The organism is Ruegeria sp. CDSC025, assembly GCF_059610805.1.
In genome coordinates this window covers 192,402-216,451 of record NZ_JBXWOJ010000003.1, presented here as the reverse complement: position 1 = coordinate 216,451, position 24,050 = coordinate 192,402, and the positions used below count along the sequence as shown (strand labels likewise).

At 56.0% G+C, this 24,050-nt stretch carries 29 protein-coding genes; 17 read left to right on the top strand and 12 right to left on the bottom strand.

Features of this window, described 5'->3' with window-relative positions; genetic code table 11:
- Window positions 1-4 precede the first annotated feature (4 nt).
- Entirely contained in the window at window positions 5-664 is a 660-nt protein-coding gene (locus AC2FH8_RS06495) for an arylesterase (protein ID WP_496688914.1), read from the top strand.
- Here the strand turns inward: AC2FH8_RS06495 and AC2FH8_RS06490 are convergent, their stop codons facing one another.
- The 5 genes from AC2FH8_RS06490 to AC2FH8_RS06470 all read right to left on the bottom strand — a co-directional run bounded on the left by AC2FH8_RS06490 (window position 665) and on the right by AC2FH8_RS06470 (window position 4,909).
- The gene (locus AC2FH8_RS06490; protein ID WP_142635628.1) at window positions 665-1,222 is read right to left on the bottom strand and encodes a L,D-transpeptidase; all 558 of its coding nucleotides are present in this window, start codon (window positions 1,220-1,222) and stop codon (window positions 665-667) included.
- Between the two features lie 179 nt (window positions 1,223-1,401).
- Window positions 1,402-1,608 (bottom strand): cold-shock protein, encoded by a 207-nt coding sequence (locus AC2FH8_RS06485; RefSeq protein ID WP_142635630.1) that lies wholly within the window; start codon window positions 1,606-1,608, stop codon window positions 1,402-1,404.
- 311 nt (window positions 1,609-1,919) lie between these two features.
- Entirely contained in the window at window positions 1,920-2,666 is a 747-nt protein-coding gene (locus tag AC2FH8_RS06480; RefSeq protein WP_142635632.1) for a hypothetical protein, read from the bottom strand.
- Window positions 2,663-4,318, bottom strand: a complete 1,656-nt coding sequence (ettA, locus tag AC2FH8_RS06475; RefSeq protein WP_496688912.1) for an energy-dependent translational throttle protein EttA — start codon at window positions 4,316-4,318, stop codon at window positions 2,663-2,665. Before ettA ends, AC2FH8_RS06480 begins: the two co-directional genes overlap by 4 nt.
- Before the next feature lie 81 nt (window positions 4,319-4,399).
- Window positions 4,400-4,909: a DUF2059 domain-containing protein gene (locus AC2FH8_RS06470; protein WP_496688910.1), complete on the bottom strand. Its 510-nt coding sequence runs from the start codon at window positions 4,907-4,909 to the stop codon at window positions 4,400-4,402.
- A 415-nt stretch (window positions 4,910-5,324) separates the two neighbouring features.
- On the opposite strand from AC2FH8_RS06470, the gene AC2FH8_RS06465 reads away from it, so the two are divergent.
- From AC2FH8_RS06465 to dacB, 3 genes are all read left to right on the top strand, one after another.
- Entirely contained in the window at window positions 5,325-5,576 is a 252-nt protein-coding gene (locus AC2FH8_RS06465) for an MOSC domain-containing protein (RefSeq protein WP_416383917.1), read from the top strand.
- 32 nt (window positions 5,577-5,608) lie between these two features.
- The gene (locus AC2FH8_RS06460) at window positions 5,609-6,229 is read left to right on the top strand and encodes a nicotinate-nucleotide adenylyltransferase (RefSeq protein WP_496688908.1); all 621 of its coding nucleotides are present in this window, start codon (window positions 5,609-5,611) and stop codon (window positions 6,227-6,229) included.
- A gap of 66 nt (window positions 6,230-6,295) precedes the next feature.
- Window positions 6,296-7,777 (top strand): D-alanyl-D-alanine carboxypeptidase/D-alanyl-D-alanine endopeptidase, encoded by a 1,482-nt coding sequence (gene dacB / locus AC2FH8_RS06455; RefSeq protein WP_496688906.1) that lies wholly within the window; start codon window positions 6,296-6,298, stop codon window positions 7,775-7,777.
- 2 nt (window positions 7,778-7,779) lie between these two features.
- Here the strand turns inward: dacB and AC2FH8_RS06450 are convergent, their stop codons facing one another.
- Both AC2FH8_RS06450 and AC2FH8_RS06445 read right to left on the bottom strand, forming a co-directional pair.
- Window positions 7,780-8,202 carry a tellurite resistance TerB family protein gene (locus AC2FH8_RS06450; RefSeq protein ID WP_142635642.1) on the bottom strand — a complete coding sequence of 141 codons (423 nt, stop codon included), beginning with the start codon at window positions 8,200-8,202 and terminating at the stop codon, window positions 7,780-7,782.
- An 81-nt stretch (window positions 8,203-8,283) separates the two neighbouring features.
- Window positions 8,284-8,751: an Lrp/AsnC family transcriptional regulator gene (locus AC2FH8_RS06445; RefSeq protein WP_246097185.1), complete on the bottom strand. Its 468-nt coding sequence runs from the start codon at window positions 8,749-8,751 to the stop codon at window positions 8,284-8,286.
- Between the two features lie 106 nt (window positions 8,752-8,857).
- On the opposite strand from AC2FH8_RS06445, the gene phhA reads away from it, so the two are divergent.
- The 5 genes from phhA to AC2FH8_RS06420 all read left to right on the top strand — a co-directional run bounded on the left by phhA (window position 8,858) and on the right by AC2FH8_RS06420 (window position 14,593).
- Window positions 8,858-9,658: a phenylalanine 4-monooxygenase gene (phhA, locus tag AC2FH8_RS06440; protein WP_496688903.1), complete on the top strand. Its 801-nt coding sequence runs from the start codon at window positions 8,858-8,860 to the stop codon at window positions 9,656-9,658.
- A 7-nt stretch (window positions 9,659-9,665) separates the two neighbouring features.
- Window positions 9,666-10,019, top strand: coding sequence for a 4a-hydroxytetrahydrobiopterin dehydratase (locus AC2FH8_RS06435; protein ID WP_496688901.1), 354 nt, complete (start codon window positions 9,666-9,668; stop codon window positions 10,017-10,019).
- Between the two features lie 122 nt (window positions 10,020-10,141).
- Entirely contained in the window at window positions 10,142-11,716 is a 1,575-nt protein-coding gene (locus AC2FH8_RS06430) for a lysine--tRNA ligase (RefSeq protein WP_496688899.1), read from the top strand.
- 48 nt (window positions 11,717-11,764) lie between these two features.
- Window positions 11,765-12,166 (top strand): DUF4864 domain-containing protein, encoded by a 402-nt coding sequence (locus tag AC2FH8_RS06425; RefSeq protein WP_496688897.1) that lies wholly within the window; start codon window positions 11,765-11,767, stop codon window positions 12,164-12,166.
- Between the two features lie 138 nt (window positions 12,167-12,304).
- Window positions 12,305-14,593, top strand: coding sequence for a glycosyl hydrolase family 28-related protein (locus AC2FH8_RS06420; protein WP_496688895.1), 2,289 nt, complete (start codon window positions 12,305-12,307; stop codon window positions 14,591-14,593).
- A 43-nt stretch (window positions 14,594-14,636) separates the two neighbouring features.
- On the opposite strand, the gene AC2FH8_RS06415 is transcribed toward AC2FH8_RS06420, so the two are convergent.
- Window positions 14,637-15,320: a hypothetical protein gene (locus AC2FH8_RS06415; RefSeq protein ID WP_246097186.1), complete on the bottom strand. Its 684-nt coding sequence runs from the start codon at window positions 15,318-15,320 to the stop codon at window positions 14,637-14,639.
- 123 nt (window positions 15,321-15,443) lie between these two features.
- On the opposite strand from AC2FH8_RS06415, the gene AC2FH8_RS06410 reads away from it, so the two are divergent.
- The 4 genes from AC2FH8_RS06410 (at window position 15,444) to AC2FH8_RS06395 (ending at window position 17,195) form a co-directional block, all read left to right on the top strand.
- The gene (locus AC2FH8_RS06410; protein ID WP_142635654.1) at window positions 15,444-15,764 is read left to right on the top strand and encodes an antibiotic biosynthesis monooxygenase family protein; all 321 of its coding nucleotides are present in this window, start codon (window positions 15,444-15,446) and stop codon (window positions 15,762-15,764) included.
- Between the two features lie 71 nt (window positions 15,765-15,835).
- Window positions 15,836-16,243 (top strand): universal stress protein, encoded by a 408-nt coding sequence (locus tag AC2FH8_RS06405; RefSeq protein WP_496688893.1) that lies wholly within the window; start codon window positions 15,836-15,838, stop codon window positions 16,241-16,243.
- A gap of 158 nt (window positions 16,244-16,401) precedes the next feature.
- Window positions 16,402-16,803, top strand: a complete 402-nt coding sequence (locus AC2FH8_RS06400) for an excalibur calcium-binding domain-containing protein (protein ID WP_496688891.1) — start codon at window positions 16,402-16,404, stop codon at window positions 16,801-16,803.
- Window positions 16,804-16,841: 38 nt separating this feature from the next.
- Window positions 16,842-17,195: an MmcQ/YjbR family DNA-binding protein gene (locus tag AC2FH8_RS06395; RefSeq protein ID WP_142635658.1), complete on the top strand. Its 354-nt coding sequence runs from the start codon at window positions 16,842-16,844 to the stop codon at window positions 17,193-17,195.
- A 43-nt stretch (window positions 17,196-17,238) separates the two neighbouring features.
- On the opposite strand, the gene AC2FH8_RS06390 is transcribed toward AC2FH8_RS06395, so the two are convergent.
- On the bottom strand, window positions 17,239-17,463 hold the full coding sequence (locus AC2FH8_RS06390; RefSeq protein WP_142635660.1) for a hexameric tyrosine-coordinated heme protein: 225 nt from the start codon (window positions 17,461-17,463) through the stop codon (window positions 17,239-17,241).
- 110 nt (window positions 17,464-17,573) lie between these two features.
- Between AC2FH8_RS06390 and AC2FH8_RS06385 the strand changes: the two genes are divergently transcribed.
- On the top strand, window positions 17,574-18,020 hold the full coding sequence (locus tag AC2FH8_RS06385; protein ID WP_271948315.1) for a MarR family winged helix-turn-helix transcriptional regulator: 447 nt from the start codon (window positions 17,574-17,576) through the stop codon (window positions 18,018-18,020).
- Between the two features lie 275 nt (window positions 18,021-18,295).
- A complete protein-coding gene (locus AC2FH8_RS06380) occupies window positions 18,296-18,586 on the top strand; it encodes an antibiotic biosynthesis monooxygenase family protein (protein WP_142635662.1) in 291 nt (96 codons plus the stop codon).
- Between the two features lie 832 nt (window positions 18,587-19,418).
- Here AC2FH8_RS06380 and uvrB read toward each other — a convergent pair.
- Window positions 19,419-21,605, bottom strand: coding sequence for an excinuclease ABC subunit UvrB (gene uvrB, locus AC2FH8_RS06375; protein ID WP_496676451.1), 2,187 nt, complete (start codon window positions 21,603-21,605; stop codon window positions 19,419-19,421).
- Window positions 21,606-21,686: 81 nt separating this feature from the next.
- A complete protein-coding gene (locus tag AC2FH8_RS06370) occupies window positions 21,687-22,166 on the bottom strand; it encodes an SRPBCC family protein (RefSeq protein WP_281972492.1) in 480 nt (159 codons plus the stop codon).
- 158 nt (window positions 22,167-22,324) lie between these two features.
- Here AC2FH8_RS06370 and AC2FH8_RS06365 point away from each other — a divergent pair, with 158 nt between their 5' ends.
- Both AC2FH8_RS06365 and AC2FH8_RS06360 read left to right on the top strand, forming a co-directional pair.
- Window positions 22,325-22,636, top strand: coding sequence for an ETC complex I subunit (locus AC2FH8_RS06365; protein WP_496688888.1), 312 nt, complete (start codon window positions 22,325-22,327; stop codon window positions 22,634-22,636).
- Window positions 22,637-23,113: a GNAT family N-acetyltransferase gene (locus tag AC2FH8_RS06360; RefSeq protein ID WP_142635670.1), complete on the top strand. Its 477-nt coding sequence runs from the start codon at window positions 22,637-22,639 to the stop codon at window positions 23,111-23,113.
- Between the two features lie 8 nt (window positions 23,114-23,121).
- On the opposite strand, the gene AC2FH8_RS06355 is transcribed toward AC2FH8_RS06360, so the two are convergent.
- On the bottom strand, window positions 23,122-23,991 hold the full coding sequence (locus AC2FH8_RS06355) for a LysR family transcriptional regulator (protein WP_496688886.1): 870 nt from the start codon (window positions 23,989-23,991) through the stop codon (window positions 23,122-23,124).
- Window positions 23,992-24,050 lie beyond the last annotated feature (59 nt).

Below are 24,050 nucleotides of genomic sequence, written 5' to 3'. Positions count from 1 at the left end.
TCAAATGGGATATGGAGCAGTTGAGATGTTGCGCAAGGCTTTGATGCCGGTGCTTATCACGTGTTGCGGCTTTGCGGCCACAGCAGAAACCGTAGTGATTGCCGCTCTCGGGGATTCTTTGACTCAAGGGTACGGCCTGCCCGAGCAAGACGGATTTGTCCCGCAGCTGGATCGTTGGTTGAAAGATCACGGAGCGGATGTGCGCCTGATCAATGCGGGTGTATCCGGGGACACCACCGCCGGAGGGGCGGCACGTGTGGACTGGACACTGACGCCCGACGTGGATGGGATGATCGTCGCATTGGGCGGGAACGATCTGTTGCGAGGGCTTGATCCGGCAGTTGCACGCGCAAATCTTGAGACGATCCTGAAAGCAGCAGATGGCGCTGAGGTCGCCGTGTTGTTGGTCGGGATGCAGGCGCCGGGGAATTACGGCCCAGATTACAAAGCCGCATTTGATGCGATCTACTCCGATCTGGCGGATCGATATCAGACTGGATATGCGCCAAGTTTTTTCACAGGTTTGACTGCGGCAGGAAACCCCGAAGAAGTACGGGAACACATGCAGGCAGATGGCATCCATCCCAACGCCAGTGGTGTGGCCCTCATCGTTGAAGACCTTGGACCAAAGGTTTTGGTACTTGTGAAATCAGCAGAAGATTGATCAGACGACCGTCACAACTGTTCCAATCGGCACCCGCTGGTACAGGTCGATGACATGCGTGTTCAGCATGCGTATACATCCGTTCGAGGCCGCACGGCCTATGGTCTGCGGCTGAGTGGTCCCGTGAATTCGGAAATAAGTGTCAACGCCGTTCTGGAACAGATAAAGCGCCCGTGCACCTAACGGATTGCCGTCACCGCCAGGCTGCACATAGTCGTTATCCTTGAAACGAGCATATGTAATTGGTTCACGCTCGATCATTTCATTGGTGGGGCGCCAGGTGGGCCACTCCTTTTTGACGTCTATGGTCGCTGTTCCGGTGAACTCCAGCCCGGCTTTGCCCACCCCGCACCCGTAACGGATTGCCTTGCGAGGTTCTGTTACGAAGTACAGATAGAACGAGCGTGGAACCACCAGAAGCTGGCCTGGCAGGAATTGCTTTTTGATTCGAACAAATTGAGGAGTGGGGTCGTATTCGACGGCTTTCTTTGCCGACGCGGCGGTCGAAACAAGGCTTGCTGCTGCTGTTGCAGTCAGGAATGTACGGCGTGTCAACATATCAGCTCTCTTCAATACAACAGAAAAATCATGACCATAGTGTCCGGATGATATCCGATCCGGTCAATCGTCGGGGAAGAGTAACTGAATTGTGATGTAATCGCCGGGACACACTTTTACAGGTGGTCGCTCAGGCACAAATAGAAAAGGGCAGAGGAAAACCCTGCCCTTACAGCGGCTTACGCCAGCTGGATGTCGTCGGCGCTTTCGCGACCGTCACGACCCGAGCGCAGCTCGTACGTGACTTTCTGGTTGTCGGCCAGACCGGTCAGGCCCGAGCGTTCGACGGCCGAGATGTGAACGAAGATGTCTTTGCCGCCATCTTCGGGTGCAATAAAGCCGTAGCCTTTGGTGGTGTTGAACCATTTTACGGTGCCTGAAGGCATATCCGTGTTCTCCTTATCTGGTGCTGCCCACGGAGTTGCGACAGCCTGGCGTCGTCGTCTGTATCGATAGACTGAACGCCGTAGAAGGAGACAGTGGGTCGAAATAGAAAAACGGTAGCACTCTGAGTATGCCAGTTCAGACGAGATGTGACAAGCCGGATTTGCAATCCTGAACGGCTGAAACTAGCGCCAGGCATCAGAATCTACGCATCAGAATATCCTGAAACAATCTATACAATGTATGAGGTTAGACTGAATTTTTTGGATCCACGAACGCCCGGAAGAACGTCACGCGCCAGACCGTCCGAGGATCACTTTGCGAGCGGCAATTTGCCCACGATCTCGTTCATTTCTGGCGAGGCCACAAAACATCTGGGAAGCTGGGAAATCACTTCGTCAATCGGATCGTAGATTTGGCTCGCGGCCTTTCGCAGATCTTCCGGAATATCTTTTTCAGCCCGTTCACGCCGCGGAGCCGGTACAAATTTCAATCCGGTAAATTCAGAGATTTCGTCCTGATATTCCCACAACGCATCGTAGTGAACGCACAATACCGGGATGTCGTCATAAGTGACCCATTCCTTGATCTGCCGTGCCTGTTGCAGCACATCCCGTTCGAAAAGCTCGTCATATGTGCCCGTCGCATGCAGATTGTAGAAGTGCTTTTTTATCCACTCAGGGCCATAGCCTTCCATCGCTGTGTAGACTGAAAAGGTAGAGTCCTTTGTCGAGCCAAAGCAAAAGACGACTCGGGTATCTTTTGACCAGTTTGACAAAACCTGCGGAAAATCATGCGTCTTGTAAAGAAACGGCGCCTGGAAGGTGGCGTCGTCCAACCGAGACACGAAACTGGCCTGACCCGAGAGGTTTGGGTCCAGCCTTTCCAGTGCATCGCGCAGCGCATGGTAGGTCATGGTGCTGCCCGACCGGCCATTGCTTGCGACGATCACACAGTAATCTGTCTTGTACATTTGCCGGATGCGCTTGCGCAGCGGTGCGCTGATTTTCAGCGCGCTACGTTGCCATTTTTCCAACCGTCTTTTGAGCTTCCGTCTCATCGCGCAAACTTCTTATGCTTCAACCGCTTCGGCTCCAGCGCGTCTGGTCCCAGTCGGCGTTTCTTGTCCTCTTCGTAATCCTCGAAGTTGCCCTCGAACCATTCGACATGGGCATCACCCTCAAACGCCAGGATATGCGTGCAGATCCGGTCGAGGAAGAAGCGGTCGTGGCTGATGACCACGGCGCAGCCGGCGAAATCGACCAGCGCGTCTTCCAGCGCGCGCAGGGTTTCGACGTCCAAATCGTTGGTCGGTTCATCGAGCAGCAGAACGTTGCCGCCCTCTTTCAGCAGGCGGGCCATGTGGACGCGGTTGCGCTCACCCCCTGACAGCAAGGAGACCTTTTTCTGCTGGTCGCCGCCCTTGAAGTTGAAGGACGAGCAATAGGCGCGGGAATTGACCTGCGCATCGCCCAACTGAATGATCTCGGCGCCGCCGGTGATCGCTTCCCACACGGTTTCGTTGTCCTTCAGGTCATCGCGGGATTGGTCGACATAGGACAGTTCAACCGTGTCGCCAAGTGTGATGGTGCCTGCGTCGGGCTGCTCTTGACTAGTAAGCATCTTGAACAGGGTCGATTTACCGGCGCCGTTGGGCCCGATGACGCCGACAATACCGCCGGGGGGCAGGGTAAAGTCGAGGTTCTCGATCAGTTGCTTATCGCCCATGTGTTTGGACAGGCCTTCGACCTCGATCACCTTACCGCCAAGGCGCTGGCCGTTGGGGATGACGATCTGTGCGCGGGTCAGCTTTTCGCGCTCGGACTGTTCCGCCAAATCATTATAGGCGTTGATCCGGGCCTTTGATTTGGCCTGACGGGCCTTCTGGCCTTGGCGCATCCAGTCGAGTTCGCGTTGCAGGGTCTTCTGCTTAGACTTGTCCTCGCGGGCTTCCTGCTCCAGCCTTTTGGCCTTTTGTTCCAGCCACGCGGAATAGTTGCCCTCGTAAGGCAGACCACGACCCCGGTCGAGTTCGAGGATCCAGCCGGTGATACTGTCGAGGAAATAGCGGTCGTGAGTGACGATCAGGATGGTGCCCTTGTAGTCGATCAGGTGCTGTTGCAGCCAGGCGATTGTTTCGGCATCCAGGTGGTTGGTCGGCTCGTCGAGCAGCAGCATGTCGGGCGCTTCGAGCAGCAATTTGCACAGCGCGACGCGGCGTTTTTCACCGCCTGAGAGGTTGGCGATATTGGCATCGTCTGGCGGGCAGCGCAGCGCCTCCATCGAAACGTCGATCTGGCTGTCGAGATCCCAGAGGTTCTGGCTGTCGATCTCGTCCTGCAGCTTGGCCATCTCATCCGCGGTTTCGTCTGAGTAGTTCATCGCCAGTTCGTTATAGCGGTCGAGGATCGCCTTTTTCTCGGCCACGCCCAGCATGACGTTTTCGCGCACGCTGAGGCTTTCGTCCAGCTTCGGTTCCTGCGGCAGGTAACCGACTTTGGCGCCTTCGGCCGCCCAGGCCTCGCCGGTGAAATCCTTGTCGAGGCCGGCCATGATCTTCATCAGCGTCGATTTACCCGCGCCGTTGACGCCGACAACACCGATTTTCACGCCGGGCAGAAAGCTCAGGTGGATGTTTTCAAAGCACTTCTTGCCACCGGGATAGGTCTTGGAGACACCCTGCATGTGGTAGACATATTGATAGGCGGCCATGTCGCGTCCTTTGGGTCGGAGGAATTTGGTTGGACGGTGTGATACCCGAGCCGACAAGGGCGAGCAAGAATAGTTCTGAGCTTATTCGAAGGCTTCCAGCAATTTGTCGGTGAAAGATCTATTTTCGATTACGAGACCTTCTTCGTGGATGCGCCGAACAATTTCGGGTTGAACCATCTGAGCCGCTTTTGCACCGGCCACCTGACCCGTTTTTGCGCCATGCTGCATCATTGCAGGCGTTAATCGGAGTAGCTTCTTTCCCGTCGGGCTGTCGTAGAACTGGGTTATTTCGTGCAATTCAGAAGCTGAGAAATTTTCAACATAGAATTGAGCCGTTGGAATCCGCAGTTCGTGGATGAATCCATCCATGAATACGTCCATCACAATGTCGAAAAACGCTTCGGTATCAGATACTTTTATGCCCCTGGAAATTAGATCTTGTTGCACCGCTTGTATCAGGACCGGACGCATTGCGACCAGCACACCTTGCATGACTTCTTCGTTTACGGTGACGTTGGCTATATAATCGGCATCCTCCTGTGCGCCTGCATACAAAACATTCGACGAGAGGGCGAGGAAAGCAGTGGCCAATGATAGGTTGCGCAATAGATTGTTCCTATTGATTTAGTGTTTTTCTGTCGGGGTAGTGCTTATCCAGTCAGTACAGGTGCTGCAAGCTATGGCAGTGCCTTGACTCTGCAAATAATCCTTGCGTTGTGGGCTTGGAGGGAAGCTAGGAAACTGCAAGAAGGTCCGTTCAGTAACGCAGACTGAAGGAACCGCTATAACAACGGCATTCCAATACGTTATTTCTTGCTACTCACAAGCAGGTTGCGCTGACTGGATTAGTTTGCGGCCTGCGCTGCGGAATGAGATAGTCGCTGTAGAGGGGGCCATGTTCTCTGCTAATGGGCCGGACGGAGACCGCAGCTGCGCGGGCAAGCGAGCCGTGACCCTGATCCAGCGGGAACATCTGTCTGCGATAGGCTCCTATCTCGGGTAGGGTCTGGTTGCGCCTGAAACCCTGCGACGCAATCTGGTGGTATCAGGAATCAATTTGGCGGCGCTCAAGGGGCGTGAGGTGCAGGTGGGCGAGGCCATCCTGCGTTTCACTGTGATCTGCGCGCCGTGCAGCCGGATGGAGGAGGCGCTGGGCAAGTGTGGTTATTCCGCCGTTCGGGGTCATGGCGGTTGGTGCGCCGAGGTGGTGCGGCCCGGGCGGGTCAGGTTGGGCGACGCTGTGCAACCTGTTGATTGACAACCCCGCCGAGTTCTGAACATCAGCAAGAGATGCAGCGTAGCTCTATCCCATATGTACGGCCCGGGCAGGTCGTGGGGTTGTTCGGGGGGTCATTTGATCCGCCGCATAAGGGCCATGTGCATGTGACACTCGAGGCAATGAAGGCCTTTGGGCTGGATCGGGTGTGGTGGCTGGTCTCTCCGGGCAATCCTTTGAAAGAGCGCGGGCCTGCGCCATTGGCGCGGCGGGTGAAGGCAGCGCAAGCTGTGATGCAGCATCCACGTGTCGAGGTGACGGATATCGAGGCCCAGACCGGCACACGCGCCACGGCGGATACTGTCGCCGCCCTGCAGAAGCTTTATCCGCAGGTCAGGTTTGTCTGGCTGATGGGCGCGGATAACCTGGCGCAATTCCATAAGTGGAAGGATTGGCGGTCGATTATTGAAACCGTACCGGTTGGCGTTGTTGCCCGTCCCGGAGACCGCATCTCTGCACGTATGTCCCCTGCGGCGCGTCGCTATGCCAAATACCGCATCGACGGGCAGGCGCGGCATTTACTCGGCCGGGCACAGGCCCCGGCGTGGTGTTTTGTGAATGTGCCGATGCTGGATGTCAGTTCGACCCAGTTGCGCATTCATGGGGTTTGGGGCAACAAGGTGTTGCCTGAATAGCCCCTGTGGGCCCATAATTCGGATCTCAGGTTGTTTGCCTGTGATCTCTGGGATTTTAATTAACCCATGAATGATCGTTATTCGCGACGAGGATTTATTGCTGGGCTGGGCGCGGCCCTGATGCCTGTAGCCGTTATGGCTGAGGCACCGCTTACATCATTGAGGCCTCAGATTCGTGATGAGCCGATCGTAGGTGTTGTGCGCTTGGTCGAAGCCGCGAACCTGCGCGGCGAAGTCGCCTTTGCTGTAGCCGACGCTGATACAGGCACGGTGCTTGAAGCCTATGGTGGCGACCGGGGTTTGCCACCGGCAAGTGTTGGCAAGGCCCTGACCGCGCTTTACGCGCTGAATGTGTTGGGTGCTGACTACAGGTTCGAAACTGCGTTGGTCGCTGAGGGGCCCATAGAAAACGGCATTTTGAACGGCGATCTTGTTCTTGTTGGCGGTGGTGATCCTTTGCTGGATACGGATGCGCTGGCCACGATGGCGGCAAACTTGCGCGAGGCCGGAATCACCGAGGTCCGCGGCGCGTTCAAAGTTTATGATGGCGCGTTGCCTTACGTGTTCAGCATTGATCCGGGGCAGCCAGATCATTTGGGGTACAGCCCTGCGATCAGCGGCATTTCTCTGAATTTCAATCGCGTGCATTTCGAGTGGAAAAAGCAGGGCGCCAGCTATGACGTGACCATGGATGCCCGAAGCACGCGCTATACGCCTGCAGTTGAAGTGGCGTCGATGAAGGTCGAGGGCCGCAATCTGCCGATCTATACTTACGAACCCAGCGCCCGTCAGGACCGGTGGACTGTTGCCAAAGGCGCGTTGGGTAGCGATGGGGCGCGGTGGCTGCCTGTCCGCAAGCCCGCGCTTTATGCAGGCGACGTTTTCAGAACATTGGCCCGATCCAACGGAATTGTGCTGGGGCGGACGCAGGTCACGCGGGAGATGCCGAATGGAACCCCTTTGGTCATTCATCAAAGCGACCCGCTCGAGAGCATATTGCAGGGCATGCTGAAATACTCGACCAATCTCACTGCCGAGATGGTGGGGCTCGCTGCCTCGAGGGCGCGTGGTACGCGACCGCAGACTTTGGCGGAGTCAGCCGCCGAGATGAACAGATGGGCCACAGAGACCTATGGTGTGACCGGGGTTGCGATGGTCGATCATTCAGGGCTTGGGGGCGATTCACGCGTAGCGCCCGAGGACTTGGTGGTCGCGCTGCTGGCGGCGCAGAAAGCCGGAGACCTCCGGCCTTTGCTGAAGAAATTTACCCTTGCCGACAGTCAGGGGCGGCCGGTCAAGGATCATCCGATCAGAGTGAATGCGAAAACCGGAACCCTGAACTTTGTCTCGGGCCTTGGTGGGTTCATAACCTCACCGGATGGGGCAGAGCTGGCCTTTGCGATATTCACGGCCGACATAGAACATCGCGCAACGATCCCCCGAGCGTATCGTGAACGGCCCGAAGGCGGGCGGAGCTGGAATAACAGGTCGCGCAAATTGCAGCGCGCACTGATCGAAAGGTGGGGGAAGCTGGCCGGCAGCAGCTGATGTCAGGTCGTGTGCCGTGCCCGCGCGCCGCGCTCGATGGCAGCGGCATGCAAACGGTCGATGTCCAACTCGTAACGGATTTCCTCGAGCAGCCGCAATTCGGATTCTGCCAGCGTACCATCTGCAGCCGCAACATCACATGCAAGCGCATAGGAGGTTTCGTTCAGGCGTTCGGGCAGGTTGTCGCGAATCAGTCCAAACAGGGCATCCAGACCATCTTCTTGTTCAAACAGATCGAAGACGATCTGGGAAACGCGATACATCCGGTCGATGTCATATTCTGCAAAGACAGGCAGCATGTTGACCGCGCCCTCGATTTTGACCAGCTCGGCGGTGCGGATGGTCTCATCTGATGCAGAGATCGCAACCATAATCGCCACGAGGCAATCTTGAGGAGACATCGGGTGTGGCACTTGGTTGGTCATAGGGGTGTCCTGATTGAACTGTTCTGATCCCGCACGATAGGTGGGGCAGGGAATAGGTTCAACGGATTTTGGAGCGATAGATCAAAGAATGGGCAAAGGGCCACGTGTTTTCGTCTGCCGCAGTACAAAATTGCTGCGAGTGTCGCGGACTAACCCCGATTTCAACAGCCTTTGCATGATGAACGCCTCAAGATCTTCGGGTGTTTTCGAATAGACTTTCAGAATGAAGTCATGATCCCCGGTGATTGAGGCGCACTCGACAATCTGAGCCTCGGTCTCAACCAGCCGCAAAAACGAAGTGATGCTGTCTTCCTGATGATCGCGCAGCGCAACATGAACATAGGCTATTGCGTTCAGGCCAACGGATTTGGCGGGCACACGAGCGGTATAGCCTGCCACAACCCCAGCAGCTTCGAGATCGCGAACCCGCCGCCAACATTGCGAGGCAGACAGGCCGGTACGATCCGCGAGCTCTTGCATAGACAGACGGCCATCGGTCTGAAGCTCTTGCAGGATGGCGATATCCGCGTTTTGAAGCATTTGCGTCATATCTTTTGAGTTTGTGAAATGTTTCGTTCATATTGTATGATCCTGAAAAACATTCAAATGAAATTTTTCACGATGGCTGGCTATGCTCTTTTCAGGAGGAGCTTCCATGCCAAAGTCGACAAAATACGTCGCCAAGGTGGCCAATGCCGATGGTCACATCACATATACCGACGAAGAGGATGCTGTCTGGGCTGATCTTTATGCCGCTCAGCAAGAGAACATACAGCGCTATATGGCGCGTGATTATCTCGCGGGGCTGGACCGGCTGGAGCTTCCGAAAACCCGTGTTCCATCATGCGCTGATATTTCTGAGAGGCTTCTGGATATGACAGGCTGGAAAGTGCAGCCTGTACCCGCGCTGATCGGGTTCAAGACCTTCTTTGGCATGTTGGCCGACCGGGTTTTCCCGGCCGCCTCGTTTATCCGGTCCCGCGAGGATTTCGATTATATCGAGGAACCGGACATCTTTCATGAAATTTTCGGCCATACTCCGTTGTTGAGCGATCCGCGATTTGCTGCGTTCAGTCATGCTATCGGAATGGCTGGGGTGCGGGCCGGTGAAAAGGACTATGCCTGGCTGATCCGACTGTATTGGTTTTCGATCGAATTTGGTCTGCGGCGTCAGGATGGGGTGATCAAGGCGCTGGGATCGGGGCTTGCCTCATCCCCGACCGAACTTGTCTACGCGGTGGAAAGCGAAATACCCGACCGCGATCCCTTTGACGTTCTGACGATCCTGCGCACGCCCTACCGGATTGATGTGCACCAGATGGGCTATTTCGTGCTGGACGACCCCGAGGAACTGTTTGCTGCCGCCGATCGGGATTTGCTGGCGGATGTGCATAAGGCGCAATCACTGGGCCTGTTGCCGAATAAGTTTCCCGAAAAGGCAACAGCGGCGGAGTAAGCTGGACATGACCACATCAGAACAAACCTGCACCCTATCGGATCGGACCTGTGCCCCTTGTTCCGGCGGCATTCCAGCTTTGAACCGTGATGCGGCAAGCGCGCATCTGGCCCAGTTGACCTCCGATTGGTCGCTGGATGCGGATGCAAAAACACTCAGCCGTCATTTCAAACTCAAAGGTTTTGCCAAGGCGGCCTATCTGGCAAACCTTTGCGCCTGGCTTGCCGATCAGCAAGGGCATCATCCTGACATCAGATTTGGATGGGGATATGTGGATGTTCAGCTGACGACCCACGAAATTGACGGCCTTAGTGAGAATGATTTCATCTGGGCGGCCAAGTTGGATCAGTTAGTCGTCTGAGGCCAGTTTCCAGACAGGAAAAACAGCTTGCTTTATTGACTCATGCTGCACCGGCACAATAGGAGGGGTCGGTCGGCGGCAAACGAAAGCCGACGCTGTTTTCCCGATGGAGCTTAAAGAAAATGTCTGAACTGCGTGAAACCGCGATGTCGTCCAAGGCTTGGCCTTTTGAAGAGGCGCGCCGGTTGCTCAAACGCTATCAGAAAGGGGCTCCGGACAAGGGGTATGTGTTGTTCGAGACGGGCTATGGCCCGTCCGGCTTGCCGCATATCGGGACATTTGGCGAGGTGGCGCGGACCACCATGGTCAAGCGTGCGTTTGAAGCGCTGTCGGATATTCCGACCAAGCTGATCTGTTTCTCGGACGATCTGGACGGTATGCGCAAAGTTCCCGGCAACGTGCCGAATCCCGAAGCGCTTGAAGAGCATTTGCAGCGTCCTCTGACTTCGGTCCCTGATCCGTTCGGCGAATACCCAAGCTTTGGCGAATACAACAACGCAATGTTACGCCGGTTCCTCGACACTTTTGGGTTCGAGTATGATTTCTATTCGGCGCGCGACTTTTATCGCTCGGGTCAGTTTGACGAGATTCTGAAGCGGGCGGTCGACAACTATGATGCCGTAATGGCCATCATGTTGAAAAGCCTGCGAGAAGAGCGGCAGCAGACCTATTCGATCTTCCTGCCGATCCACCCCGAAACGGGTCGGGTTCTGTACGTGCCGATGAAAAAGGTCTGCGCCGAGACCTATACCGTCACCTTTGATGACGACGACGGCAAGGAATGGACGCTGCCGGTCACGGGGGGCAACGTAAAGCTGCAATGGAAGCCGGATTTCGGTGCGCGCTGGGCCGCGCTGGGCGTTGATTTTGAAATGTATGGCAAGGAACATGCCACCAACGAAAAGATCTATGACGCGATCTGCCGGGCGTTGGGTGGCCGTGTGCCAGAGCATTTCAGTTATGAGCTGTTTTTGGATGAGAACGGTCAGAAGATTTCGAAATCTTCGGGCAATGGCGTCTCGATCGACGAATGGCTGACCTATGCACCGACTGAGAGTCTTGCGTATTTTATGTATCAAAAGCCCAAGACCGCCAAGCGGATGCATTTTGATGTGATCCCCAAGGCCTATGATGAATATCATCAGCAACTGCGGGCCTATCCGGGGCAGGAGCTGAAGGCGCAGTTGAACAATCCGGTGTGGCATATCCACGGTGGGGAGGTTCCTGAATCGACGCTGATGGTGCCCTTTGCGATGTTGCTGAATCTTGCTTCGGTTTCCGGGGCTGAAGACAAAGAGGCGCTGTGGGGGTTCATCCGCCGCTATGCGCCTGAGGCCACGGCTGAGACGCATCCTGATCTCGATCAGGCGGCGGGCTTTGCGGTCCGCTACTTTAACGATTTCGTCAAGCCCACCCGCCAGCACCGGGCGCCGACGGATCAAGAGCGCGAAGCGCTGGAGGCGTTGAAAGCAGAGCTGGCGGCATATGACGGACCGATCGAGGATGAGGCGCTGCAATCGGTGGTCTACTCTGTCGGGCGCGAGCGGTTTGACCCTATGCGGGGCTGGTTCACCGCGCTCTACGAGGTGTTGTTGGGCGCATCCCAGGGGCCGCGATTTGGCGGGTTTATCGCGCTTTACGGCGTGCCGGAAACCATTGCGCTGATCGACAAGGCGCTGGCCGGAGAGCTGGTCTGATTTGACCTGATCGCGTGTGGGGCTATCCTTCGATCAGGAGGTGGCCCCATGCGTCGTTTATTGCTTGCTGTATCTTTGAGTGCCGGACTGGCATCCGGAGCCATTGCCCAAAACGCCGAGATCGAGGCGAATATCGCGGGGCAGATACAGGCGTTCAAGGCGGATGATTTCGCAACCGCCTTTATATTTGCCAGCCCCACTATCCAGCGCCTTTTCGGAACGCCTGAGAATTTCGGGGTGATGGTCCGGCGTGGCTATCCGATGGTCTGGCGGCCTGCGGACGTGCGGTTTCTGGAACTTCGCGAAATTTCAGGGGCGTTGTGGCAGAAGGTGATGATCACGGATGGCGACGGGCAGGTTCACATTCTGGACTACGAGATGATCCCTCAGGGACGGGGCTGGAAAATCAACGGCGTGCAGCTTTTGGGAAATTCGGATCCGGCGGCCTAGCGCAACACCACCGTCACGGTGATATGAGCGGCGGTTAATTCCTTTTCGATACTCAGGCTTTTGCGTTCGGGGCCGACCCCGAACACTGGGTTTATGCGCGTGGTGATTGGCCGCTGCGCGAATGGGAAAGGGATTTCTATGAACAAGGCAATCACCGACGGCATCGTGTTCATGCCGCCTGCATTCGCAAACGGTCTGAACGTATGGTCAAGTGGTGACGGAACACCGGGTTCGCCAACCTATCATGGATCGGGGAATGGTGTATTTGTTCCGGCGGACGCGGATTTTGGCGGATGTCTGGAAATTCTGAAGGTGAACGCAACACAACAGCTGCGCTATATGGGTCAGACACCGCTGCTGCCCGGGTGCTACTTACAGATCAAAGCCCGAATAAAAGCGATTAGCGGCCCCTTGCCCGAAGTTCGTATCGCCGCCTGGGCGGGCGGGGCAGGTGATGTTCAGGTGCCGGGCGTGGTCGAACAGGGCCCGGCAACACAGCTGTCTGGCTATGGCACAGTGCACGAAATCACAGCCATTGTGGGCGCGGGGCAACGGACGGGCGTGGATATGCCTTGGGGGGTTTCCGCCCTGTACGGGCATTTCGGGCTGGATATTGAAGGCACTAACGGCGCTGTGGTCCGGATCGACGATATCGAGATTACGGATGTCACCAATGTGTTCCTGCGCGACATGATCTCTCTGGTCGATATCCGTGATTTCGGGGCGGTCGGTGATGGTGTAGCGGATGACACAGCAGCGTTTGTCGCCGCTGATCAGGCGGCGAATGGACGGCGTGTCTTTGTCTCGGAGGGCACCTACCTGTTGACGGAAAACACGACGATCTCGTCTGAGATTGAATTTGAGGGCATGGTCACAATGCCCGATGACAAGATGCTCTTGCTGACGAAGAACTTTAACCTGCCGGCCTATATCACGGCCTTCGGCGCCGAGGACCTGGCATTCAAAAAGGCCTTTCAGGCTTTGCTGAACAACTCGGATCATGAATCGCTGGATCTGGGCGGGCGCAAGATTTCGGTGAGTGAGCCGATTGACATGGCAGCGGCGGTTCCGAACAAACAAACAGGGTTTTCGACACGCCGGATCATCCGCAATGGCCAGTTCGATGTTCAAAGCAGTTCGGCCTGGGGCACCGAGACATTCACATCTCTGGCAACCTACAGCCCGTCGGACCCAACGCGTTTGACCAATGTTGCGAATGTTGCCAACATTCCTGTCGGCGCGCTGGTGCAGGGCAGCGGCGTTGGCCGCGAGATCTATGTCCGGTCCAAGGATGAGGGGGCGGGAGAGATCACTTTGAACGCGCCGATCCATAACGCATCCGGGACGCAGACATTTACCTTTTTGTCTTTCAAATATTTGCTTGATTTCAGCGGTTTCAGCACGTTGCGCAAGTTCGGAATGGAAGAGATCGAGTTTCAATGCAATGGCCGCTGTAGCGCAATCCGCCTTGCGCCGTCAGGCAGCACATTTGCCATAACGAACTGTTTTATCAGCCGACCTTTGGATCGCGGTATCACCTCGATCGGTACAGGGTGTCAGGGCATGTTGGTCGATAATTGTCAGTTCCTGTCTTCTGAAGAGTCCTTTGACGTCTCGGATCGCAAGTCGATTGCGTTGAACTCAATGGCCAATGACATCAAGTTGCGCCACAATCGCGCGGTTCGTTTCCTGCATTTTGCGGTGCTGGCAGGGACCAACAACATGGTCCTAGGCAACCATTTTTTCCAGGGAGACAGCATCACTCAGGGGGTGCGCTCGGCCGGTTTGGTCATGATCGGAACTTACAACAGCTCGACCATCGCCGAGAACTATGTCGATAACTGTTTTGTCGAATGGACAAATGAGCGGGATTCAGACCCTGTTTACACCGCTGGCTTCTCATTCAGCGCCATGAGCATTACCGACAATATCTTCTACTCGAACGAGGTCGCGCCCTGGTTCAGCAGCATTGTCATTCGTCCCTATGGCGCCGGGCATTTCCTGAACGGCGTCGTCGTGACGGGAAACAAATTCCGGTCCATCAACGGAGGGATCGACCGGGCCGAACGCGTGGACACGACATTCGCTGATCTGAACAACACAGCCCATTTGAACGTGACGTTTGAAAACAATACGTTCCATGGTGTCACTGCTAAAACCGCAAATCCACTGAGGGTACGGCACGCACAGAACACAGCTGCAACGGCGTGGACGGTGTCTTCTGAGGACCGGTTGCCCTTTGGTGGCAAGGCGCGCAGTTGTGACTCGGTTACCGTTCTGGGACCTTTGAAGACAGCGCTTGGGTCAACCAAATATTCGCACCCCTATGTCCTGCTGGAGCACGGGGTGGATGGATCTGATATCCAGTTACGCTGGCCTGAGGGTCTGAAGGGCGAGGTTTCAGCAATCCTGAGGATGGAGCGCTGACGGTGCGGGCGTCTGCCGGAATTAATGTAGGAACGGATTGGACTTAGAATTCGTTCCACAAAGCCAGTTTGATGCCCGTGTTTTTGCGGGCATCATTTCTTTCCACCCCCAGAACCCAGGTAGTAGAACTGTCTTTGGTTCGGATCATGACCGAGGGGCGTGCCTTCCAATATATCGAGTGCCCAGACCTGTAGGCCGTTTCGATTTGGATTAGGGGATTGATCAACCTGTCCGATGAAAGCCCTGTTGTCAGGTCGAGCTTTCGATAGATGTCATCATGTGTTCGGTTTTCGATGGCGGCATCAATCGCGATCCAACCGCTTCCCAAGGCGCTCTGGAATCCTTTGCCGTAAGACAGCGTCACTTTGTACTGTGCCCAGGCCCGTTCATGTTTGTGATATGCACCGGCACCAAATTCAGCAGCGAACCGACCCCATTGGCCCAAATCCGCTACTGGGACACGGGCAAAGATGAGTGCATGGCCATAGAGGTCTTGGTTTTGCTCGAAATCAAAGCCGACCGTCAGGTTCTGGCTGTATCCCCATTCCGCATAGAGAGAAGTTTTATAGTCGTACCCATCCTCAGGGAGCCGAAAAGCTGTCAGTGAGGCGGCTGTGAATGCTGCATCCTTTTCTCGCAGCCATGCACCTGACCAGGCAGGAGAGGCCATCAGCAACAGGTGCAATATCAGGGCAATGCGATACATGCTTGCAGCTTCCGTCAGCATGGTTAACGGAGTGTTAGTGTTTTGTTTATTTTTCGAATTGAAAAGAGCGCGCCTAGGCCAAAAGGAAACACAAGACCTTTCAGAATCCTGTGTTAGGTTTGAGACAGACAAGGGAGTTTCAAGATGCCAAAGATTTCCAAAAACGCTACTGTGCAGACCGTAATCACAACATTTGAAATGACGCCTGGCACCTGCCAGGATCTGCTTGAGGCGTTGACGGATGCCTATGCCAGCTTCATCTCAAAGCAACCTGGATTTGTTGCAGCGGGATTGCACGTGAACGACGCCCAGACCCGGATTGCCAATTATTCGCAATGGGAGCGTCGCGAGGATTTTCTGGCCATGCTGCGTACGTCAGAAATGCGTGATAGAAACCGTAAAATCAACGAGTTGTGCAAGAGTTTTGAGCCCGTCATGTACGATGTTGCGGAAACCTTCAACTGATCCTGACCTGGATCAAGGTCACGCGTCTGGTAATCGAACAGTATACTTGAGCAACCAAGGAGGCGCGTGCCATGTATCACAATATTCTTGTACCAATATCATTCGACGACGCGCGTGATATGCCGTCCGCATTGAAACTGGCGCAACTGTTGGCAGCTCCCGAGTCACAGGTCACGCTGCTGCACGTGGTCGAACATATACCGGCCTATGCCAGCGCTTATATGCCGGTCGGGTACCTGGACGAGGCGCGCAAGGCCGTTCAGGCCGAGTTGGATGCGCTGGCGGAAAATATTTCGGGCGCCCGCGGAGTCGTTGTCGAGGGGCATTCCGGTCGGACGATCCTTGACTGGGCCGACGTGAATAAGCCGGATCTGATCATCATCGCGTCTCATCGACCAGGTATGCAGGATTTGCTTTTGGGCTCCACCGCTACCCATGTTGTCCGCCACGCTGCATGCTCAGTGCACGTGGTGCGTTAGGTCTCTGCCAGATCACAAGCGAGCAGCCAAGAAATTGGCCGGTCTGTCTTGTTTGCTTGGCCCAGGTTCGTAGAGCGTCCTGCATCGTGACAGAGTTTCACAGATATGTTTGTCCCTTAGGTATCGGCATCCCACGGATACTGGTGTATTGATCGGGAATGCAGCCAGAAAAGACCACTCCCAAGGCGCTGTTCACGGATCCGAAATCGGCCAAACGTGTTCAACGCGCCGAAGCTCTGCGCCGGCGCGCATTGTCACCGGTGCGGATTCTGCTGATGGTCCTCATGTTGCCGCTGACGACAGGCATCATTGCCCTGAGCGTCTGGTTGCGCACTTCAGAATTCGAGCGTGATGAGGCGGTTTTACATCTTGTTGCCCTTGCCGGATGTGGTGCTGCGCTCTCGGTTCTTCCTGGTCCGTTTCTGGAGGGCGAGCCGGGCTATCACCTGCAAAACGATCCCGATCAGGATGGTGTGGCCTGTGGGGTGATTGCCCCGAATGTAGAACAAAGCGCTGCCCCTCAAAAACGCGTTGGCAATGCCAAATTCGTGAGGCCCTGACAGGTGGGTAAGGACTTCGGAACAAAGAGGCTGAGCCGATGACGCGAGCAGAGTTCAACAGTTTCTGCGCGGGCCTGAAGGCCAGCTCTCATGTGGTTCAATGGGGCAACGCAGACGTGTGGAAAGTGGGGGGCAAGGTATTTGCGATCTGCGGCTGGAACGACGGTCAGGACGCCTTCACCTTCAAAGCCACTGAACTGGCCTTTGAGGTGCTGAGCGACGAACCCGGAATTCGCCCTGCGCCATATCTGGCCTCGCGCGGGATGAAATGGCTGCAGGTCTATGAGGACCGCGGGATGAGCGACACGTCGCTGCGCGAGCATATCGTGACGTCCTATGATCTGGTCGTGGCCAAGCTGACCAAGAAGATGCGGGCGGAACTGGGCGTATAGGAATGGGTCATTCCTTCCGCCACCCAGCCCATTTCACCTTTACTCACTTGCGCCAATAGTTGTTCGCTGCCGCCACAGTCTGGTAATTTGTCGCCACGACATGCGACACCATAGTCAGGCTGTCCGCATCGTTTTCGTAGATCGGCCTCAGGCGCTGACGAATCTCGTCATTGGGCTGCGTCTTCTTAACCGCCATCCGTGATAGTTTGATTGCCAGGTCAAATCCCTCCTCGGGTGTCTCGGTGATGAGCGTTGGTAGCCAGGACATGTGTTGCCTCCTATATCGTGCGCAATAATATCGAGCACGATATAAACTGCCTTGTGGGCGTGGGTCAATGAATTATATCGTGCACGATATAAGTGAGCGAAGGTGCTGCCGTGACAGATTCTCCGACCCAACCGAAGACCGACGAGATGTTTTGCCATGCGGTCTATACGTCATGGCATGTGATCAACCGCGCTTATAAGAGACACCTCGGCCCGCTAGGGCTGACCTATCCGCAATACATCACCCTGACCCTGCTGTGGCAGAGAGACCGGCGAAATGTCAGTGAGTTGGCCAACGCGTTGTCGATGGAAACCAGCACGCTGACCCCGCTGCTGAAACGCCTTGAGGCCGACGGGCTTGTCGACCGCACCCGTAGCAAAGAGGACGAACGCCAGGTTGTTGTTTCTCTGACCGGGGCGGGATCGGCCTTGCGGTCTGTGGCGCATGAGATCACCGCCTGCATGATCGCCGATACCGGGCTGGACGAACCTGACCTAGACCGCCTTTTGAATACGCTGGAGAAGCTGAAAGCCGGCTTGTCACAGGCCGGCAATTAGCGCAGGCCGCAAACACGGTGAACGGCGCTTTGGTAGTTCGGGTTCGATCTGGCTGCAGCTGTGGAATCACAATATGTGAATTCAGATGTCGAGCCTTCCGCGCTGGGCAGCAACTCTGGCGTGTCAGTGGCCCAAATACAGTGAGGCGTATGGTTGAAAATGGCCACAAATCACGCGTATCAATGTGAGATTTCGGGCTGCCGTGCTAGGTTGCGTGCGGCGGGGTCGTTCCGACCGCGCCACATGGCGATATCGCCGGACGAGGGAGGAAGATCATGTTTGCACGTATTACTCAATTCAAGATGAAGCCCGGCACGCGCGAGGCGGCGACGGCGAAAATGAACGCATTGAAATCAGAAATCATGGGCATGCCCGGCATGCACAGCTTTACCAATGTGATGAACGAGGACGGGTCGGGCTATGTGATCTCGGTCGTTGAAAGCGAGGCGACCTCGAACGCAAACGCACCCAAAGTGGCCGAGCTATGGGGCCATTTCGCCGAGTTCATGGAAAGCCCGCCAACGCCGGTTGGGTATGATGTGATTGCCCATTGGGATAAGGGGTAAGGTATCGGGCGGGATATTCCCGCCCTTTTTTGCAAAAGAACCTGTGCCAGATCCTCGGCCAGCACCACACGGGTGCCGCGCACCCGGTGAATGGCGCTTTGGTACTCATGGGTACTGGGCAGGGTGTGGGAGGTTGTCATGGCAACAGGTTGGGATCACAATTCGTGATTTCAAACGTGGAGGAGAGGGCGCAAGGCTGTAAGTTTGAAGTGCGGGTACCTTGAATTGCGAACGTGTTGGGTAGTGCTTTCACCCATATTTGGTTGGCAATCCGAAAAAATGGGAGCGAGCAATAGACGAAATTCGCAGTGCTCGACTGATAGACTAGAGAGCGGGTGCGTAAGACTCCAATAGATTGATATCTACAGATCGCTTGCACAGGTAAAGTAGTATCCGCATAGTTCATACGCGCAGCTTGGAATCAGTATACGTGGAACTTCAAAGGAAGCATCTGATGATTGGGCTGATAACCCTGATTAAAGAATTCTGTGTCTTTAACTCTGGCGCTCTAAAAGTGCTGGTTTGCTTGAGCCCAGGTGTCGTTTGGAAATTTGTGTACCCTGAAATCTATTATTCGTCTGGGTGGTCAGGATATGCCGACTTTAGCATTTTGATTCTAATGCCGTTGATGGTAATTTTCATGATTTGGGAATTTATCAAGCACAAGCGCCAACCTGCATAAATTGGTGCAAGAACCAAGTAACTTGGTCGTGCGCGAAGGGAACGTGCGTCGGTAGTTTCAGAAAAGTTAACTTTTGCGAGACTGAAGCAATGAGAGTGAATAGGTACGCGGGCGCGATATGGAAGGTTCGCAAATAGATATCTTCTCAGCCTACCTCTTCCGCCGCTTCACATTCCCGCCCCGCTGCCCTGGTCTCCCAGCCGTTGACCGGCCCTTCGATTTCACCGCGTCTTCCGAGGCTTTCTCGACCGCCCATTGGCGCGCCATGGGGTCGTCGGCGATGGCCAGATCGACCGCTTCCAGGCGTTTGATCTCATCCCTGATATTGGCGGCCTCTTCGAATTCCAGATTTTCGGCGGCTTTGCGCATCTTGTCGCGCAGCCCGTCCAGATGGGCCTCGAGGTTCGCGCCGTGCATCGGTTTGTCGATGGTGGCGGTGACGCGGTTCATGTCGACGTCGCCCTTGTAGAGACCGGCCAGAACATCCTCGACGTTTTTCTTCACCGTTGCTGGGGTGATGCCGTGTTCCTCGTTATAGGCGATCTGCTTGGCGCGGCGGCGATCGGTTTCGTTCAGCGCGCGCTCCATGGAACCGGTGATCTTGTCGGCATACATGATCACCCGCCCGTCGGCGTTGCGCGCGGCGCGGCCAATGGTCTGAACCAGTGACGTTTCCGAGCGCAGGAAGCCTTCTTTGTCGGCGTCCAGAATGGCGACCAACCCGCATTCGGGGATGTCGAGCCCCTCGCGCAGCAGGTTGATGCCGATCAGCACGTCGAACGCGCCCAGACGCAGGTCGCGCAGAATCTCGATGCGTTCCAGCGTGTCGATATCCGAGTGCATGTAACGGACCCTGATGCCCTGTTCGTGCATGTATTCGGTCAGGTCCTCGGCCATGCGTTTGGTCAACGTTGTGACCAGCGTGCGATAACCGTCGGCGGCGACCTTGCGCACCTCGTCCAGCAGATCGTCGACCTGCATGCCGACCGGGCGGATTTCGACTTCGGGGTCCAGCAGGCCTGTGGGGCGGATCACCTGTTCGGTGAAGACGCCGCCGGTCTGTTCGATCTCCCACTTGGCAGGCGTGGCCGAGACGAACACGGATTGCGGGCGCATGGCGTCCCATTCCTCGAACTTGAGGGGTCGGTTGTCCATGCAGGATGGTAGGCGGAACCCGTGTTCGGCCAGGGTGAATTTGCGCCGATAGTCGCCCCGGTACATGCCGCCGATCTGCGGCACGCTGACGTGGGATTCGTCGGCAAAGACGATGGCGTTGTCGGGGATGAATTCGAACAGGGTCGGGGGCGGCTCGCCCGGCGCGCGACCGGTCAGATAGCGCGAGTAGTTTTCGATTCCGTTACAGACGCCGGTGGCCTCCAACATCTCCAGATCGAAATTCGTGCGTTGTTCCAGACGTTGCGCTTCCAGCAGTTTGCCCTCTCCGACCAGTTGATCCAGTCGGATGCGGAGTTCCTTCTTGATGCCGATGATCGCCTGGTTCATCGTTGGCTTCGGGGTCACGTAGTGCGAGTTGGCGTAAACCCGCACCTGTTCCATATTCGCGGCGCGTTCACCGGTCAGCGGGTCGAACTCGGTGATGGTTTCCAATTCCTCACCGAAGAACGAGAATTTCCAAGCGCGATCTTCAAGGTGGGCGGGCCAGATTTCCAGGCTGTCACCCCGCACCCGGAACGAGCCCCGCTGGAAGGCCTGATCATTTCGGCGGTATTGCTGGGCGACCAGATCGGCCATGATCTGGCGCTGGTTGTATTCACCGCCGACCTTCAGGTCCTGCGTCATCGCCCCATAGGTTTCGACCGAGCCGATACCGTAGATGCACGACACTGAGGCGACGATGATTACGTCATCGCGTTCCAACAGCGCGCGCGTGGCCGAGTGGCGCATCCGGTCGATCTGTTCGTTGATCTGGGATTCTTTCTCGATATAGGTGTCGCTGCGCGCGACATAGGCCTCGGGTTGGTAGTAGTCGTAGTAAGACACGAAATACTCGACCGAGTTTTCCGGGAAGAAACCTTTGAACTCACCATAGAGCTGCGCCGCCAGTGTCTTGTTGGGCGCAAGGATGATGGCGGGTCGCTGGGTTTCCTCGATCACTTTGGCCATTGTGAAGGTCTTGCCCGTCCCGGTCGCGCCCAGCAGGACCTGTTCTCTTTCGCCGTCGAAGATACCGTTGGTCAGCTCTTTGATCGCGGTGGGCTGGTCGCCTGCCGGTGAGAACTCGGTATGCATGACGAATTCTTTACCGCCTTCCAGTTTCAGGCGGGCGCGGACGTCATCAGCAGTCAGCTGAGTCTTGTCGGAATGGGCGTAAGGCATGGGCAGGCTCCGGGTCAGGCCCCTACATTTGTTCTTATTTTGTCCAACTGCAAGACCTGATCCGATCTAGAAACGGCAGTTTCAGTAATACGCAAACCGATGATCCGGAATTTGATCCGAACGCACCTTTTCTTCAAGCGCTTTCAGGTTGTCACCCAGGACACGCCCCATCATCGCTTTCAGCACAGTCTGCCCTATCAGCCATCCCAATGGGCCAAACTTCATTTGATAATCTATGCTCCAGACTACTCTGGATTGGTTGTTGGCAAGGGGTTCAACGGCGATTGCTGCATGTGCTTGGGTCAGAGGCATTGCAGACATCTCAGACAAGCGGACACGGTAGCCCCGGTTGATTTGCCAATCCGTGACTTCTTCGACCAGAGACGTCCCATTTTCAAAATGGCATCGTCGTTTCGATCCCACCCCATCCGCACCTTGTGTTAGCGCATCTACTGATGTCACCTGCGGGGCGAAATCGTCGATATGCATGAACCGGCTCAAAATGGCCCAGATATCTTCGGGTCGGGTATCAATGTCGAGGCTGCGTTCGTGGTGGATCATCTTGCTGTCCTTGTTGTGGCGTTTGAATGATTATACCATTTCCCTAATGACAGTTTTCGTCATCAGAACATCCTTGTCCTCCGCGACATTTGCCACCTTGTCCCAGGCCTCGCTCTGACGCATAAACAACTTCAGCCAAGTGAGTACGGAGAGGCGACATGCGCGCACGGATCTACCAGCCTTCGCGGAATGCGATGACATCGGGTACGGCCAAGACCCGGCATTGGGTGTTGGAATATGCCCCAGCATCCACGCGCGAGGTTGATCCGTTGATGGGCTGGACGTCTTCCAGTGACACCCAGACCCAGGTGCGTCTGAATTTCGACACCAAGGAAGAGGCGCTGGATTACGCCAAGGACAACGGTATCGACGCACAGGTCAGTGAACCGCATAAACGCAAGCTGAACCTGCGCGCGCGCGGTTATGGCGAGAATTTTGCCACCGATCGGCGCGCACCCTGGACGCATTAAATGATCGACATTCGCGAGGCTGACCCAACCTCCGACGCATTGCGCCCGGTGGTCGAGGCGCATTTTGCCCATAGCGAAACCGCCGGGCCAGCCGAGAGCAATCACACGATGGATGCCAGTGCCTTGGCCGGGCCCGGAATGCGGTTCTGGGCTTTGTATGAGGGTAACAAGGTGCTGGGCTGCGGCGCGCTCAAGGCGCTGCCGGATGGGACCGCCGAAGTCAAATCCGTGCATATCCTTGCCACCGCACGTGGCCGCGGTCTGGCGCGAGTGATGATGACCCATCTTGCTGATCACGCACGGGTCGAAGGGACCTCGGCGCTGGTTCTTGAGACGGGCGCCGATCATCTGTCCTACTACGACGCCGCGCGCAGGCTGTATGAAGCGCTGGGCTATTCCTATTGCGGCCCGATCTACGGCTATGAGGCCGACCCCAACAGCGCCTTCATGCGATTGGATCTAAAGCCCGCAGAATAGGCCGGTTGTTAGGCACTACCTTCGTTCAGCAATGCCACGACCTGTTGCGATTCGAGCCTTTGCCGCGTTGCGCCAGGTATCTGGACGAACAGAAAGCGGCCCGTTGGGCAGGTGTATTCGCTTGCAGACTTAAGAGCGCCGCTTGCCAGGGCATCCTCAAGCAAACATAGATGCCCCATCAGGATACCCGCACCTGCCTTCGCTTCTTCCACGGCCAGGCTGTACAGAGAGAACTGCGGCCCGGTCTGCGCATCCTGCAGTTCAATTCCCGTGTTCTGTGACCAGATTGTCCAATCGTCGTTCCAGGTCTGGTCATGCAGAAGGACGGCGTCGCCAAAGTGGTTCATATGTTCAATCAGGCTAGGCGCGCCGACCGGAGAGATGAGATCGGGGCAAATGCAAATCTGCTCGGGCTCAGCATCGGGTTCGCCAATGAATATGGCCAGATCGAACAATTCCCGATCAAGACTGGGTGGGTTTTCCATCGCGGTCACCGAAAAATTGATATGCGGAAACTGCGCCCTGACCCGGCTTAGCCGTTTCGGTAGCCAAAGCTGCGCAACAGATGGCAAGGCGGCGATATGAAAATCGGCGTTGGGTTTAAGGTTGCGGAGGGCACGCGTCGCCTCGGCCAACCCGTCGAAGGCCGCAGAGAATTCAGCCACCAGCGAAGCCCCGGCCTTGGTCAGTTCCACCCCCTGCGCGTTGCGCCGAAACAACGCGGTACCTGCCCAGCCCTCCAATGTCTTGATGTGCTGCGATATCGCTCCGGGCGTGACGCTCAATTCCTCAGCGGCGGCGACAAAGCTGACATGACGTGCGGCAGCTTCAAAGGCGCGCATTGCATTCAGCGGGGGCCCTTTCGGGCGTTTGGGCATGACACTCATTTCAAGCCTTAGTTTTTCTACGCCAAGAAATAGCAAATCTGCTTTGCGCT

Excerpts from the sequence above, each read along its gene's own strand:
- AC2FH8_RS06495 (WP_496688914.1), top strand. The coding sequence starts at position 5 with ATGGGATATGGAGCAGTTGAGATGTTGCGCAAGGCTTTGATGCCGGTG.
- AC2FH8_RS06490 (WP_142635628.1), bottom strand. The coding sequence starts at position 1,222 with ATGTTGACACGCCGTACATTCCTGACTGCAACAGCAGCAGCAAGCCTT.
- AC2FH8_RS06485 (WP_142635630.1), bottom strand. The coding sequence starts at position 1,608 with ATGCCTTCAGGCACCGTAAAATGGTTCAACACCACCAAAGGCTACGGC.
- AC2FH8_RS06480 (WP_142635632.1), bottom strand. The coding sequence starts at position 2,666 with ATGAGACGGAAGCTCAAAAGACGGTTGGAAAAATGGCAACGTAGCGCG.
- ettA (WP_496688912.1), bottom strand. The coding sequence starts at position 4,318 with ATGGCCGCCTATCAATATGTCTACCACATGCAGGGTGTCTCCAAGACC.
- AC2FH8_RS06460 (WP_496688908.1), top strand. The coding sequence starts at position 5,609 with ATGCAGCGTAGCTCTATCCCATATGTACGGCCCGGGCAGGTCGTGGGG.
- dacB (WP_496688906.1), top strand. The coding sequence starts at position 6,296 with ATGAATGATCGTTATTCGCGACGAGGATTTATTGCTGGGCTGGGCGCG.
- AC2FH8_RS06450 (WP_142635642.1), bottom strand. The coding sequence starts at position 8,202 with ATGACCAACCAAGTGCCACACCCGATGTCTCCTCAAGATTGCCTCGTG.
- AC2FH8_RS06445 (WP_246097185.1), bottom strand. The coding sequence starts at position 8,751 with ATGACGCAAATGCTTCAAAACGCGGATATCGCCATCCTGCAAGAGCTT.
- phhA (WP_496688903.1), top strand. The coding sequence starts at position 8,858 with ATGCCAAAGTCGACAAAATACGTCGCCAAGGTGGCCAATGCCGATGGT.
- AC2FH8_RS06435 (WP_496688901.1), top strand. The coding sequence starts at position 9,666 with ATGACCACATCAGAACAAACCTGCACCCTATCGGATCGGACCTGTGCC.
- AC2FH8_RS06430 (WP_496688899.1), top strand. The coding sequence starts at position 10,142 with ATGTCTGAACTGCGTGAAACCGCGATGTCGTCCAAGGCTTGGCCTTTT.
- AC2FH8_RS06425 (WP_496688897.1), top strand. The coding sequence starts at position 11,765 with ATGCGTCGTTTATTGCTTGCTGTATCTTTGAGTGCCGGACTGGCATCC.
- AC2FH8_RS06420 (WP_496688895.1), top strand. The coding sequence starts at position 12,305 with ATGAACAAGGCAATCACCGACGGCATCGTGTTCATGCCGCCTGCATTC.
- AC2FH8_RS06415 (WP_246097186.1), bottom strand. The coding sequence starts at position 15,320 with ATGCTGACGGAAGCTGCAAGCATGTATCGCATTGCCCTGATATTGCAC.
- AC2FH8_RS06410 (WP_142635654.1), top strand. The coding sequence starts at position 15,444 with ATGCCAAAGATTTCCAAAAACGCTACTGTGCAGACCGTAATCACAACA.
- AC2FH8_RS06405 (WP_496688893.1), top strand. The coding sequence starts at position 15,836 with ATGTATCACAATATTCTTGTACCAATATCATTCGACGACGCGCGTGAT.
- AC2FH8_RS06400 (WP_496688891.1), top strand. The coding sequence starts at position 16,402 with ATGCAGCCAGAAAAGACCACTCCCAAGGCGCTGTTCACGGATCCGAAA.
- AC2FH8_RS06395 (WP_142635658.1), top strand. The coding sequence starts at position 16,842 with ATGACGCGAGCAGAGTTCAACAGTTTCTGCGCGGGCCTGAAGGCCAGC.
- AC2FH8_RS06390 (WP_142635660.1), bottom strand. The coding sequence starts at position 17,463 with ATGTCCTGGCTACCAACGCTCATCACCGAGACACCCGAGGAGGGATTT.
- AC2FH8_RS06380 (WP_142635662.1), top strand. The coding sequence starts at position 18,296 with ATGTTTGCACGTATTACTCAATTCAAGATGAAGCCCGGCACGCGCGAG.
- uvrB (WP_496676451.1), bottom strand. The coding sequence starts at position 21,605 with ATGCCTTACGCCCATTCCGACAAGACTCAGCTGACTGCTGATGACGTC.
- AC2FH8_RS06370 (WP_281972492.1), bottom strand. The coding sequence starts at position 22,166 with ATGATCCACCACGAACGCAGCCTCGACATTGATACCCGACCCGAAGAT.
- AC2FH8_RS06365 (WP_496688888.1), top strand. The coding sequence starts at position 22,325 with ATGCGCGCACGGATCTACCAGCCTTCGCGGAATGCGATGACATCGGGT.
- AC2FH8_RS06360 (WP_142635670.1), top strand. The coding sequence starts at position 22,637 with ATGATCGACATTCGCGAGGCTGACCCAACCTCCGACGCATTGCGCCCG.
- AC2FH8_RS06355 (WP_496688886.1), bottom strand. The coding sequence starts at position 23,991 with ATGCCCAAACGCCCGAAAGGGCCCCCGCTGAATGCAATGCGCGCCTTT.